We start from the raw sequence: 12,971 nt of genomic DNA, 5'->3' as shown, positions 1-12,971 counted from the left end.
GGGTCCTTGCCGTCGTGATGTGCCACCCCCGCAGGAGAACACCAGCCCGATCCCCAGGCCGGGCGTGGTCGAGTACCGCATGAGCCGTCCTGGCCGGGTGGTGGTTGAACCCGCGCGCTCAGCCCACCGTCGCAGCGCCGGTCCGGAGTATGGTGAGACTCATCTGTTGGCTCATGCCGCCCGGGCTCTTGGCGTCTGCGCCGGGAAGGGGACGGCGGTGCCGGTATTGACGCATGGCTCCGACCGACTTTCACACGATTGTCCGTCGTCTTGATTTCGGCTCACAGCGAGGACGAACGCAGGACGGTGGTCCAGCGTCTCATCGACCGGCAGCCGGCGGACCTGGGCCTGCTACGGCGGATCTGCCTCGCCGCCGTCGAGGCGTTGTCGGCCAGCGGGTCCGGTATCAGCGTGATGACTGCCGACGGGACACGTGGGGTGTGCGCGACATCGGATCCGGTGAGTGAGCGCGTCGAGGAACTGCAGTTCGTCCTCGGCGAAGGTCCCTGCATCGATGCCTTCGCCGATCGCCGGCCGGTGCTCGCGGCGGACCTGTCCGACAGCGAGGTCCACCGCTGGCCGGTGTACGCTCCCGCCGCCCGGGCCGACGGCGTCTGCGCCGTCTTCGCGTTCCCGCTACAGGTCGGCGCCGCACGGCTCGGTGTCATGGACATCTTCCGCGATCGGGTGGGCCCGTTGAGTGGTACGGAAATGCAGACCGCCTTCACCATCGTGGAGGTGACCGTGGAGGCGCTGCTCGACATGCAGCACGAGTTGGCGCGCGACGGTGACGGCGCCGCGGTCCTGGATTTCGGGCGCCATGCCGAGCTGTTTCAGGCGCAAGGGATGGTCATGATGCAGCTGGGGGTATCCATCGGTGAGGCTCTCGTACGGATGCGGGCTCACGCCTATGCCGAGAACCGCCGTCTCGAGGACGTCGCCCGCGACATCGTCGAACGACGGCTGCGATGGGACGGGAACAACTGATGGGCGGCTGTTTGGTCAAGGGCTATCGGGAGGCAGGCCATGAGCACCGTTTCGGCTGAGCGGCTCGCAACAATCTTCGTGGAGGCCGCCGATACTCTGGTCGCCGAGTTCGACCTGCTCGACTTCCTGCACATGCTCACCGATCGGGCCCGGAGCCTGGTCGACGCGGCCGCCGCCGGGCTGATGCTCGCCGACGAGCGAGGGCGGCTGGCGTTCATGGCGGGTTCCGACGAGAACGTCCGCCTGGTGGAACTGTTCCAACTGCAGAACGACCAGGGCCCCTGCCTGGAAGCGTTCCGCACCGGGCAACCGGTGATCAACGTCGACCTGGCGGCTGCGACGGATCGCTGGCCCCGCTTCGCGCCCCGGGCGGCGCAGGCCGGTTTCCGGTCCGTGCACGCGTTTCCGCTGCGGCTGCGTACTCAGGTGATCGGTGCCCTGAACATCTTCGGCAGTTCAACCGGCGGAGACTTCGATTCCGCCGATGTACCGGTCATGCAGGCGCTCGCCGACGTCGCGACCATCGGCCTGATGCAGGAACGCACGATCCGCCGCAGTGAGGCGCTGACCGAACAACTGCAGGGCGCCCTGAACAGCCGGATCATCATCGAACAGGCCAAGGGTGCTCTCGCCCAGCTCCACGGGATCAGCGTCGATGAGGCGTTCCGCCGGATCCGCGCCTACGCCCGCAACAACAACCGCAGGCTCACCGAGGTCGCCGAGCTGATCGTCACCGACCTGGCCGCCCTGCCCGGCCTGGCGGAGCGCTGACGGTCATCTCCGCGGCAGGTCGCCGACCGGACGGCGGGGTAGGGCGGCGAGTTCCCACCGCCGCAACAGGACAGAACCGCGAGCAGAACGGTCACGTAGGCGACGAAACGGAAGGTCATCAAGCCGGCTTCCAAGCACGGATGGGATGAGGATGCTGGTTCGGTGTACCAGCCGAGCCAGCACCACCGTGGTTGTAGTCGCCCGATCGGTGCCAGGGAATCGCTCCCGGCGGCGGGCGACTGGCCGGTGCTCAAACCCGGCACGAGCCGAGCCGAACAAAAGTTCTCGCCGGCGGGACCAACGATGTGTAGAGGTTCCGCTCGCAGAAGGAGAACAAGTCATGCGTACCCATCGGCTCGTACTCGCCGCCGCAATCGGCGTCAGCGCTCTTGGAACGGCGGTGGCCGGCGGCCCCGCCGCGGCCGGTCCGGTCACCGCGGCCGGGGCGGAACATGCCGCGCCGGCGCAGGTCTCGTTGCCGCATGGCTGGCAGCGCTGCGTCAACACGGCCGAGAACTACTCGATCGGGTATCCCGGCGACTGGTACACCACACAGATCCGGCCGGAGGAGGTGTGCGCCCAGATCCACCCGGATCGGTTCGTCATTCCGCTGGAGAGCGAGTATCCACTGACCGCCCTGAACGTCCAGCGGGTGGCGGCGTTGCCGAGCAGGAGCGACACGGAATTCGAGCGCACGCTTCTCTGGCAGCAGACCACGGTGGCCGGGCGGCCCGCCGTCCGGTTCGAGACGGCCAGCACCGGCGCCGGCATGGATTTGGAAGGCACCAGACGGTACGGGTACGTCATCCGCCTCGGGCAGGCCCTGATCTCGGTGCACACGGCCGCCGCACCGGGCGAGACCCGCTACGCCGACTGGCGGCAGGTCGTCAACCGGGCGGCCCGCACGCTCACCGCCGCTGCACCCCCGGGGCATCGCAGCTGTGCCCCGATCCGGCCGGAGACCTCGTTCTACGAGGCGGGCCGGGTCGGCAGCGAGCAACTGACCACGCCCGCCTCCCGATGCACCACGATCAGCGTCTCGCACATCTCGGATCCGACGAACCCGGCGGACCGCTGCCAGAGGTTCCTGGTGGGGTTCTGGCCCTTGGTAGACGGCTCGCTGACCTACACCGAGCCGGTGACCGCGTGCGGCGAGCATCGTACGGTGCTGGCGCGCAATGTGCCGGACAACGCCCACTACCTGGTGATCTACGACGTCGACTACATCGAGCCCGACGTCCAGCCGGTCGACTTCAAGATCTGGCACTGAGCGAAGGACAGCCGGAGATCGGCTGTCTTCCCGCTGTGGCGTACTCCAGAAGCCCGAGTTGTCAGGCAGTGAGATTCAGCGCCGGCGGGTCGTCACGCGGACGGGGTCCTCCGCCAACGTCCCCAGGTCGAGGCGGAGCATGGCCAGCAGCCCGCCGTGCCGCTGCGGGTCAATACGCTCCGGTAGCTCACGGTCGACGAAATCTGCTCTGTCGTGCTGGCCGCGCTCTCGAAGAACGGCCAGGACACGGGTCTTTGTGATGATCATGTCGGCTCTCCCGGGTCCACTCGTGGGCGGTGGATGACGTGGAGGCTGGGAATGGCGCAGGGCGGCGAGGTGCTCGACGAGCTGGTGGAGGCGGCGTCCCCGCCGAGGTCGATGGCGTCGTGGGTCCAGACGTGGGTGGCGGGCAGCGGGTAGTGGCCGAAGGCAGCACCCGGCCGGTGAACGCGAGGAAGGGCCGGCTCCGTCAGCGGATGCCGGCCCTGTCCAAGCGTTCTGTCATCAGTTCTTGAAGACGTCCTTGATCTTCTCGCCGGCCTGCTTGACGTTCGACGACTTCTGGTCCGCCGTGCCCTCGGCTTGGAGTTCCTTGTCGTCGGTGGCCTCGCCGATGCCCTGCTTGGCCTTGCCGGTGGCTTCTTGCGCCTTGTTCTCGATCTTGTCGTCGAGCCCCATGGCGATCCTCTCCCGCACTCGTACACGGACCTCGTCGGCTGACGAAGTCTCGGTGAGAACGGTTCTCTCTCAGGCGTGCCCCTGGCCGGCGATGCGAAACACTTCGCCGGCCTTCGATCGGCTGCTCGCTAAACGCCACCCTGCTCAGCTGGTGGCGGGCCTGGCACCTGAGCGGTGGGCCTTTCTACTGGGCGCCGGTGACGGCTCCGGCGTCCACGGCGAGATCGGGATCGTCGGCGGGCTGTGGCACGCACAGCCAGAGGGCCTGGGGGATGACCTCGACGAACAGCCGGTCACCTGCCTCGACGAGATCGCCGTCGAGCTGACGCGGCTGCGGCCGGCTACTGATCACGTCGATCCGGCTCCCGCGAAAGACCTCGATCGACGGAATGCGGTCGCTGCGCCGCAGGAGCCCCCATCCCAGGGCCACCCATTTGCGCAGCGTGCTGGGCGTCAAGATCGCTATATCCAGGATGCCGTCGTCGGGTTGCGCATCGCTCAGCAGCCTCACCCCGCCCTGCAGACGGCCCACGTTGGCGATCAGTACCGAACGGGCGCGCCGCCGCATCGGTGTCCCGTCATCGATGCGTACCGTGACCCGCATCGGCCGGTCCTTGAGATGCTTCATCGCGCCGAGCACGTACGCGGGCCAGCCGATGTGTGCCTTCGCCGTGTCTGAGGTGGCATCGAGCATGTGCGCGTCGAAACCCATGCCCGCCATCACGGCGAAATGCCGGCCTTCGAAGGCGCCGACATCCAGGTGCCGAAGGCCGCCGTCCAGCGCGACGGCGAGACCGGCGGCCAGATCGGTCGACAGCCCCAGGTTCGCGGCGAGCAGGTTGCCGGTACCGGCAGGCAGAACGGCCATCGACACCTCGGTACCCACCAGCGCCGACATCGCCGACATCACGGTCCCGTCACCGCCGCAGACGAAGACCACCTCGGCGCCCGATTCGACGGCCGTGCGGGTCTGCTGGCGGCCAGGGTCGTCTGCGGTGGTCTCGAACCATCGCGGGGCGGGCCAGCCGGCCGCGGACAGCGTGTCATCGACGGTACGGCGTAGTTCGCCGATGTCGTCGACCTTCGAAGGATTGACGACGACCGCCGATCTGGGCGCCTGGTTGGTGCGACTCTGACCGGTCGTGACCGTCATCGTGGTGCCTCGCTTTCCACAGGTGTTCCCGGATTGATCGAGGCGGGTTCGGGTGCCCCGTCGCGTTCGCCGGCAGGCTCAGTTCCCGGCGGCTCGCCGTCCGGGGTTGGTTCGCCTTCCGGGTGGCTGAACAGGTAGCGGATGGCGGTGTTGAGAACCGCGAGCACCGGTACGGCGACGAGCCCGCCGACGATTCCGGCCACGACGACGCCGATGGCGATGGCCACGATTACGGCCAAGGGGTGCAGGGCGACGGCGCGTCCCATGATCAGCGGTTGCAGGACGTGGCCTTCGAGTTGTTGTACGGCGATGACCACGCCCAGGACGATCAGTGCCTTGACCGGGCCGACGGTGACGAGCGCGACAAGCACAGCGACGGCGCCGGAGAGGGTGGCGCCGATGACGGGGATGAAGGCACTGAGGAAGACGAGGGCGGCCAGCGGCAGGGCGAGGGGGACGCGCAGGATCGCTAAACCGATGCCGATGCCGACGGCGTCGACGAAGGCGACCAGCACGGTGGCGCGCACGTACGACACCAGGGTGTGCCAGGAGTAGTAGCCGGCCCGGGCGATAGGGATGCGAGAGGTACGGGGCAGCACGCGGCACAGGAACGTCCAGATCTGCCCGCCGTCGCGGAGGTAGAAGAAGAGGGTGAACAGGACGAGGAAGAAGCCGGCCACGACTTCGCCGAGGGTAGTGGCGGTGCTCAAAGCCCCGGAGGTCAGTGCGCCCTGATTCTCGGTGATCGCGTTCTGCAGCCGGTCGAGACCGTCGCTGAGCTGGCTCTGGGACAGCTGCAGTGGTCCTTGGGCCAGCCACCCCTGCACCTCGGCGATGCCTTCGCTGACCTGCGTGCTCAGGTCGTCCAGTTGCGAGATGAACGTTTGCACGATGAGGGTGAGGCCGCCGAAGACCACGATCAGCCCGCTGACGAGGACGAGCCCGGCGGCGAGCGAGCGGTTGACGCGCCGCTTGCGCAGCGCGGCCGCCAACGGTTCGAAGAGCGCGGCCAGCAGCAGTGCGATCGCGATGGGGATGACCACGATCCGTAGCATGCTGATGACCCGGATCACCAGATATGCGGTCGCGATGAACAGAATGATCCGCCATGCCCAGGCGCCCGCGACGCGTACGCCGCGCGGCAGGCCGTCGTCCACCGATGCTGTCTGTTCCGCCGTTACGAGCGACGGTTCACCGAGCGACGGATCCGCGGTGAACGGTGGTGGTGTCCAGCCGCGCTGGGCGGCAGAGAGACGGTTCTGTGCCCGGCTGCGGGCGGTGTCTACCCAGACCATGGGCATCTCGTCAGCTCCTCACCGACGTGAAAAAACCGCTCGGAGCCCGGACGTCAACGACAACGCATCGTGCGGACAAGCGGGTGCGGCAAAGGCGGAATGAGGCCGCAGAGGTCCGGACGGCCGTCGTGATCAGGCACGCGACATGGTCACGACATCGAACGTTGTGCACACGGAGTACCCCACTGACCGGATAGCAAACTGCGCCTCGGTGATCGCGGGTGGCGACTTCGCTGGTCACGGCATCTTGACAGCATGATCCTCCGTCAACGTGACCCTGACCCACGACTGCGTGGCCGAGTCCGGGTACGCGACAACACCGAGTGACCAGCCCGGCTTGTGCCAGCAGCCGGCCCGTCCACCCTCCGTGTTGCACGTTGCTTCCGGCCCCCATGCCGCCGCGCGGGCGGAATCATCGACCTGCTTGATGATCTGCGACGGGGGCGCCGGGACGCGGAACTGCTGGAACCACCGATTTCTTCTCCATTGCGGATGGGAGTCCACAGGCGTGAACTTCAGCCCGCTGTCAGCGTGCCAACTGCTGGAGGGCGGGATCGGGATGGCAGCCAGCTCGCGGTTGCCTGCCTGGCAGACGGCGGAGCAGTCCACAGCGCACCCGGCCAGCACTAGAAAGGTCGTCGCAGACAAAGCGATCAACGGCCCGGTACGCACAGTGGCACCTCCTTACCGCCTTTCTGCACGGTCGCACCACGGTGCAAACGCCGCCCATCCTCAGGCCCTATCCGGTGTATGAACGCATCCCCGAACCCAAGCAGCTCGTCGAATATCCCGGCCAGCACTACGAGATCCTCTCCCACCACTTCCCGGAGATCATCACTCGCACCGCGGGCTGGCTCGCCACCATCGTGAACGCCTGACCTGACCGAACCAGGAATCAGCCGGCATCACGTGCGGCCGGCTGATCGCTGGATCGCTGGTCCGAACGCACCAGGCGTTGTGCCGGGGCCTGCCGAGTCGCCAACTCTGCGGCCGCGCTGGCTCCCGAGCTCGAGGACAGTCATGACTTCACCGGCCAGTCAAACCGCGTCACTTGACCCGTCACCTGTCGGTCTGGCAGACGCCAGCGTCCGGACCCGGGCCAGCAGATCCTGGTTGTTGAATGGTTTGAACAGGTAGTCGTCGGCGCCGACGGCTAAGCCATCGTCAACATCGGCATAGTGTGACATCGCCGAAACCAGCATGATCGCTACGGTGCACGTGCTGGGATCCGCGCGCAGCATGCGGCACACCTGGTACCCGTCCATACCCGGCATGGCCCGGTCGAGAAGCAGCACGTCCGGTGGCCGGCGGCGCGCGGCCGCCACGGTGTCGGGACCGTCGCAGGCAAGCATCACTTCGTGCCCGGCGCGGGTCAGCAACATCCGCAGGACGGTTCGCGTGTCGGCGTCGTCATCACCGACGAGGATGAATGCCATCAGATCTGCTCCTTGCAGCGTCGGATTGGGGGAGCGCCACCCTGACGCGGTCGGTCGGCGTTACCGGCCACGACAGCTTCTCGGCCCGCGCCGGGGCCCATTCGCTGAGGTGGCACCATCATCGCGCCGATGGGAGGAGCACCGAATCGGTCACCTTACCGATTTCCCGTGAATCGAAAATGCCTGTTATACCGCCTAGATCGCGTGATGTCCGGCGTGTCTAATTCCACCGCACCGAGAGCCGGTCGGGATTCCCGCTGGTGCTAGTCGGTTCCTGCTGGTCTGAAAACTCGGCGGGGGGTGGGGAAAGACCGACTGCCTCATCGACCCGTGCCAGGACGTCGCTGTCGTCCTGGTCGACTCCACGTAACAGGTCGACAGCGGTGGCCCGGATCTGACCGATGATCATCGTGAGTGGCAGAGCGGGCTGCGACTCGAGAAGCTTCGCCGCGATCCGTACCGCCTGCAGCGCGGCGGTGTCCGCTCGGCTGGCGTGCCGGCCGGGATCATCACGCCCGGTCAGATCGGTCGCGAGTGACTCGCCTGCGGCGCGCACCGCGTCGGCGAGCGAGGTGATCGCAGCACCGAGTTCGGGCGGCGAGGCAATACACAGGCGGGTCAGTGTGACCGCGTTGCGTGTCAGCACCCAGATGTTGCCGACGACGTGGTCGAGCCGCTCGGTCGTCGCCTCGACCTGCCGCACCTGCCGCAGGCGCTCCCGGGCGCACCCCTCTGCGTCCCGCAACAACCGCGGCAACCATCGATGTGACGACGATCGGACGAATCGGCGGTGAGACTGATATGAGCTGCGTCCGCTCCGCCGACTGGCTCCGTTAACGAGTGTGGGCGGCAGATGTTCGCGAGTTTCGGCGCCAAGTTGTCGGCTCTGCGGGCCGTGATGTTCGTGAGAGTCGGCATCACTTGCCTGCGCCGCGGCTGAGTAGCTGTGCCGCTTCCGGAGGTCGCGCGCCCGATCGCTCGGCGCGTAGCTTTACCGGGATGAGCGCAGAAGCCCGCAACGTGGTCGTGATCGGTGCCTCCGCCGGCGGTATCGAAGCGTTGCAGCGGTTGTTGTCAGGCATCGCGCCGGGTCTACAGGCCAGCGTGCTGATCGTGGTTCACACCGCACCGAGTAACACCCGGGGGATGCTGACGGCGGTTCTGGCATCACACAGCAGTCTGCCGGTAGCCACAGCCGTCGATGGCCAGCAGCTGTTGCCTGGGCTGGTGACGGTGGCACCTGCGGATCGGCACTTGATCATCGACGAGGGTGGCAAGTTGCGGCTGTGGGCTGGCCCGCGGATCAACCGGACCCGCCCTGCCGTGGACCCGCTACTGGTCAGCGCCGCCCGCCACTTCGGTCCCCGGACCACCGCCGTGATTCTGTCCGGGACCTTGGACGATGGTGCCAACGGTGCCGCGGCTGTCGCCGCGGCAGGCGGCACCGTGCTGGTGCAGGACCCCGCCGACGCGGCCTATTCCGAGATGCCCCGTGCCGCTCTCGCGCTGGTGAACGCCGCCACCACTGCCCCGGCAACCGCTCTCGGCCGGCTGATCACTGAAGCGGTGCCGCGCCGCGTCAATGGCAGCACACCGCGGCGGCGACTACACGAGGAGCACCGGATGACCGAACATGTCCTTCACGGCAGTAAGGGTGTCCCGTCGCGGTTGGTGCTGTCCTGCCCGGACTGTGGCGGCGGGGTGAGCGCCGTCGCTGACGGCCTCGCCCTGCGGTACGAGTGCCACGTCGGGCACTCGTTCGCCCCGCACGCGATGGCCGCCGCTCAGGCCGACAGCATCGAGGCGGCCCTGTGGACCGCTGCCGCCCGCCTGCAAGAACACGCCGCCGTGCAGCAGAGCATCGCCAAACGGATGAACAATCGCAGTTCCTGGAGCACCCGCCGGGCGGAGGAGGCCGCCGCCGAGTCGTTGAGCGCCGCGCGCATCATCACCGAACAGTTGCTGCCCGCACTGCTCTCCGCCCGCGACGCGCCAGCCATCGCCTCCACCGATCGATCTGAATAATGCACGTGTGGTCAGGCTATGGCGGTCAGGCCGGCCCTCTGATCTGCCGCAGACAGGCCGATCCGCCCTCGGAACCGTAACCGTGTGTGAGCGTCAGGCTGGCCGGGTGGCCCCGGTGCACCGTCCTGATCCCATTACGGCCGGGGCTGCACGAGCCGGTTCTGGTAGGCGAGCACCACGGCCTGGGTCCGGTCCTCCACCTCCAGCTTCATGATCACCCGGCAGACGTGCGTTTTGACGGTCGCCTCGGCGAGGAACAGTCGGGCGGCGATCTCCCGGTTCGGCAGCCCAAGCGCCATCAGTGAGAGGATCTCGCGCTCCCGTGGAGTCAGCCGCTCCAGCAGTCCGGGTACCGGGGCGGCTGCACCCAGCCGGCCGGCGATGTCGGCGATCACGCCGCGGGTCACCGCCGGGTGCAGGTACGCGTTGCCGGCACAGACTTCCCGGATCGCGGTGGCGAGCTCTGTCGGGGCGCCGTCCTTGACCAGGTAGCCGGACGCCCCCGCACGTAGGGCCGCGAACACTTCGGTCTCGTCGCTGAACGTGGTCAGCACCAGGACCTTGACGGTGTGCGCGCGTTCCGCCGCGAAATCGTCCGCGGTCAGCTGCCGGGTCGCGGCCACTCCGTCCAGTTGTGGCATCTGCAAGTCCATGACCACGACGTCCGGTTCCAAGTCGCGAGCCATCGCGACGGCCTGCAGGCCGTCGCCGGCCTCGCCGACCACCTCCATGCCCTCCTGCGCGGACAGGAGCATGGCGATCCCGGCCCGGATCATCGGCTGGTCGTCGGCGAGGAGGATCCGAATGCTCATCGCCGCTCCGCGGAAAGAGTGCCTACCCCATGGGCCCGGTCGCTGAAGAACGCTGTGGGAGGCCGCATACCGGAATTATCGCTCAGCTCGCCGCCAGTGCGGTCGGATCGGCGGTACCACCGCTGCGGATGTACGACCACGGCGGTACCTCGGGCCCGGCCGAGGCTTCCGGTCACCACCGGCGCGGTAGCTGGTCGACGCCGCGGTGGGCGGACGACTTCGATGCTGCCGGACTCGCAGCATATGTGTAGTTCGTGAGCATCCCTTCCATCGAGGAGCAGACCGAAAATGAGCACCCCGAACGATCACACACCGGTACCCAAGGCTGCGGCAACGCCGGCGCGGACCGCTATCTCCGCAGCCTGCACCGCGGCCGGTTACATCGCGGTGTCCCTGCTCGCCAGCGCCACCGCCGGCGCTGCCGACACCGTCTGGGAATCGTTGTTCCCGCCGGCCGCCGCCGTCGCGGTGTGCTGGGCCGGGTACCGATGGAACCGCGAGCGGAGGGAGCAGCAGCGCCGCGAGTCCGAACTACGGGCGCTCATGACCATGGCCAGCCATGATCTGAAGTCGCCGCTGGCGACCGCGACCGCGCACCTGGAGATGCTCCGGCAGGACCACGCCGAAGGGCTCGGCGACGACGCGGGGCAGCAGCTGAGCGGGATGGAACGCGCCCTCGGGCGCATCAACCGGCTCGTCGAGGACCTTCTCTGCTATGCCGCCGCGGAGCAGGCACCCATGGATCTGCGCCCGGTGGCGCTGAGCGATCTGATCGCCGACGTGATCGCCGACCACGCCGGTGACGGCTCGTGCGTCACCGTGGACGGGCCGTCGCCGTCGGTCGTGGCCGACCCTGAGCTCCTGCGCCACGTGCTCGACAACCTGATCGGCAATGCGATCAAGTACACGCCGACCGGCGTTCGCGCCCGGGTCGTGGTCGCGGTCCGTGCAGCATCCGGCGGTGCGCTGCGGGTGGAGGTCGCCGACCGCGGCATCGGAATCCCCGAGGCCGACCGGCCGAAGGTGTTCGACGCCTTCCACCGATCCGCGAACAGCGGCGCCTACCGCGGCACCGGGCTTGGGCTGGCCATCTGCCGGCGGATCGTCGAGCGGCACGGTGGCCGGATCGGCGTCGACGAGAACCCGGGCGGCGGCAGCCGCTTCTGGTTCACCCTGCCGCAGCCGGCGCCGTCCGGCCCCGCCGCTCCGGCGATGGCGGCCACAGCATCGGCGGCCGTGAAGTGAACGCGCCGGCCAGAACCCGCGAACCGGGCACCGGGCACTCCGCGCGGTGGGAGGGTGTGGTGGTGGGGCGTTGGAATGCGTGGCTGCTGCCCGCGCTGATCACGGTGGCTCAGATCTGCTGGTGGCCCGGATCGGCGTTGCTGCGCGGATCCACCGTTGCGCCGGTGCCGGCAGCCGCCATGGTGACCGGCACGCTGGCGATCGGTTGGGCCCTGATCCAGCGCCGCGAGCGGCCGGTGACCGTCACGCTGGTGGTCTCCGGCGTGCTCGAGCTGCTCTATTGGATCGTGCCGGACGGGCACCAAGCCTTCTCCGCCGGCGACGCCGTGCTGCCCGTGGAACTCGCCACGTTGATAGCGATCTTCAACCTCGGCATGCACGCCGCGTGGCGGACCGCCGTGCTGGTGTGCGCCGGGCTGACACTGCTGTCGTTCGCCACGGCGTCGGCCGAGGAAGGGTTCAGTGTGCTGGGCCTGCTCCGCCTGCCGGTCGGGATGATCATGTACCTGGCCGTCGCCGCGTTCGGCCGCCGGCGCGGACGGCGGAAAAGGGAGCGCCGCGAGGCCGAGCATCGGCTGGCCGCGGCTCGCCGGGCCGGGATCGAGGCGGCGATCGCCGAGCGGCGGCGGCTGGCCCGGGAGTTGCACGACGAGGCCGCGCACCATCTCACCGCGATCGTGATCGACGCCTCGACGGCGCAGATGCTCGGCGACGAGCGGCCGGACGTGCGCGGCGAGGTGCTGGACCGCACCCGACGTACCAGCGAGGACACGCTGGCGACGCTGCGGAACCTGGTCGATGTCCTGCCGTTCGCGGACATGCCGGCACCGAGCCTGACCGGGCTGGCGGACGACTTCCGGCTGCTGGGTCAGGTGGTGGAGGTCGACCTGCCGGTCGTGGATCCACCGCGGGTGGTTGCCGAGGCCGCGTACGGCATTGCCCGAGAGGCGCTCACCAACACCCTCCGGTACGCGCCGGGCGGCACGGTACGGCTGCGCCTGTCGGACAACGGGGAACGGGCGGAATTGATCGTCGACGACGACGGCCGGCACGCGAGCGCGCCGGTGGCGGCCGGTCTCGGCGGCGGGAACGGGCTGACCGGCATGCGCGAGCGGGCACAGGCGATCGGCGGAAGTCTGGAAGCCGGACCCCGCCCGGACGGCGGCTGGCGCGTGCGCGCCGTCCTGCCAGTACCGGCCGACACACTGCGACCGGACGCCGCGGCGGCGCAGCATCGGCCCGTCGATCTCCGGGCAGGAGAGCACGACGACGGTGTCAGCGTCGGAACGGGCGACCGCC

Annotated in this window: 14 protein-coding genes; 7 read left to right on the top strand and 7 right to left on the bottom strand. The window is 68.5% G+C overall.

Annotated elements, in window-relative coordinates:
- The first annotated feature begins 258 nt into the window (after nucleotides 1-258).
- The 3 genes from AB0F81_RS04715 (at nucleotide 259) to AB0F81_RS04705 (ending at nucleotide 3,028) form a co-directional block, all read left to right on the top strand.
- Nucleotides 259-987, top strand: a complete 729-nt coding sequence (locus AB0F81_RS04715; RefSeq protein WP_360190944.1) for a GAF and ANTAR domain-containing protein — start codon at nucleotides 259-261, stop codon at nucleotides 985-987.
- A gap of 39 nt (nucleotides 988-1,026) precedes the next feature.
- Nucleotides 1,027-1,758 (top strand): GAF and ANTAR domain-containing protein, encoded by a 732-nt coding sequence (locus AB0F81_RS04710; RefSeq protein WP_360190941.1) that lies wholly within the window; start codon nucleotides 1,027-1,029, stop codon nucleotides 1,756-1,758.
- 340 nt (nucleotides 1,759-2,098) lie between these two features.
- Complete coding sequence (locus tag AB0F81_RS04705; protein WP_360190938.1) at nucleotides 2,099-3,028, top strand: hypothetical protein; 930 nt, start codon at nucleotides 2,099-2,101, stop codon at nucleotides 3,026-3,028.
- Between the two features lie 75 nt (nucleotides 3,029-3,103).
- On the opposite strand, the gene AB0F81_RS04700 is transcribed toward AB0F81_RS04705, so the two are convergent.
- The 4 genes from AB0F81_RS04700 to AB0F81_RS04685 form a co-directional block, all read right to left on the bottom strand.
- Entirely contained in the window at nucleotides 3,104-3,295 is a 192-nt protein-coding gene (locus AB0F81_RS04700; protein WP_360190935.1) for a hypothetical protein, read from the bottom strand.
- A 237-nt stretch (nucleotides 3,296-3,532) separates the two neighbouring features.
- Complete coding sequence (locus AB0F81_RS04695; protein WP_360190932.1) at nucleotides 3,533-3,706, bottom strand: CsbD family protein; 174 nt, start codon at nucleotides 3,704-3,706, stop codon at nucleotides 3,533-3,535.
- 184 nt (nucleotides 3,707-3,890) lie between these two features.
- Entirely contained in the window at nucleotides 3,891-4,859 is a 969-nt protein-coding gene (locus AB0F81_RS04690) for a diacylglycerol kinase family protein (RefSeq protein ID WP_360190929.1), read from the bottom strand.
- The gene (locus AB0F81_RS04685; RefSeq protein WP_360190926.1) at nucleotides 4,856-6,160 is read right to left on the bottom strand and encodes an AI-2E family transporter; all 1,305 of its coding nucleotides are present in this window, start codon (nucleotides 6,158-6,160) and stop codon (nucleotides 4,856-4,858) included. The genes AB0F81_RS04690 and AB0F81_RS04685 overlap by 4 nt, the downstream gene beginning before the upstream one ends.
- A 740-nt stretch (nucleotides 6,161-6,900) precedes the next feature.
- Between AB0F81_RS04685 and AB0F81_RS04680 the strand changes: the two genes are divergently transcribed.
- Nucleotides 6,901-7,032, top strand: a complete 132-nt coding sequence (locus tag AB0F81_RS04680) for a hypothetical protein (protein ID WP_360190923.1) — start codon at nucleotides 6,901-6,903, stop codon at nucleotides 7,030-7,032.
- A 159-nt stretch (nucleotides 7,033-7,191) separates the two neighbouring features.
- Here AB0F81_RS04680 and AB0F81_RS04675 read toward each other — a convergent pair whose 3' ends face one another.
- Entirely contained in the window at nucleotides 7,192-7,590 is a 399-nt protein-coding gene (locus AB0F81_RS04675) for a response regulator (RefSeq protein WP_360190920.1), read from the bottom strand.
- A 220-nt stretch (nucleotides 7,591-7,810) separates the two neighbouring features.
- Nucleotides 7,811-8,293 (bottom strand): hypothetical protein, encoded by a 483-nt coding sequence (locus tag AB0F81_RS04670; RefSeq protein ID WP_360190917.1) that lies wholly within the window; start codon nucleotides 8,291-8,293, stop codon nucleotides 7,811-7,813.
- Nucleotides 8,294-8,589: 296 nt separating this feature from the next.
- On the opposite strand from AB0F81_RS04670, the gene AB0F81_RS04665 reads away from it, so the two are divergent.
- The gene (locus AB0F81_RS04665) at nucleotides 8,590-9,615 is read left to right on the top strand and encodes a chemotaxis protein CheB (protein ID WP_360190914.1); all 1,026 of its coding nucleotides are present in this window, start codon (nucleotides 8,590-8,592) and stop codon (nucleotides 9,613-9,615) included.
- 134 nt (nucleotides 9,616-9,749) lie between these two features.
- On the opposite strand, the gene AB0F81_RS04660 is transcribed toward AB0F81_RS04665, so the two are convergent.
- Nucleotides 9,750-10,427, bottom strand: a complete 678-nt coding sequence (locus AB0F81_RS04660) for a response regulator transcription factor (protein ID WP_360190911.1) — start codon at nucleotides 10,425-10,427, stop codon at nucleotides 9,750-9,752.
- Nucleotides 10,428-10,715: 288 nt separating this feature from the next.
- Between AB0F81_RS04660 and AB0F81_RS04655 the strand changes: the two genes are divergently transcribed.
- On the top strand, nucleotides 10,716-11,672 hold the full coding sequence (locus tag AB0F81_RS04655) for a HAMP domain-containing sensor histidine kinase (RefSeq protein WP_360190908.1): 957 nt from the start codon (nucleotides 10,716-10,718) through the stop codon (nucleotides 11,670-11,672).
- 62 nt (nucleotides 11,673-11,734) lie between these two features.
- Nucleotides 11,735-12,971 (top strand): histidine kinase (locus tag AB0F81_RS04650; protein WP_360190905.1); only part of this gene is annotated, 1,237 nt, incomplete at its 3' end.

Origin of the sequence: Actinoplanes sp. NPDC024001 (assembly GCF_040638955.1) — a bacterium.
GTDB lineage: Bacteria > Actinomycetota > Actinomycetes > Mycobacteriales > Micromonosporaceae > Actinoplanes.
Note: the sequence above shows the minus strand (reverse complement) of the source record. Positions and strands in the feature narration are given on the sequence as shown.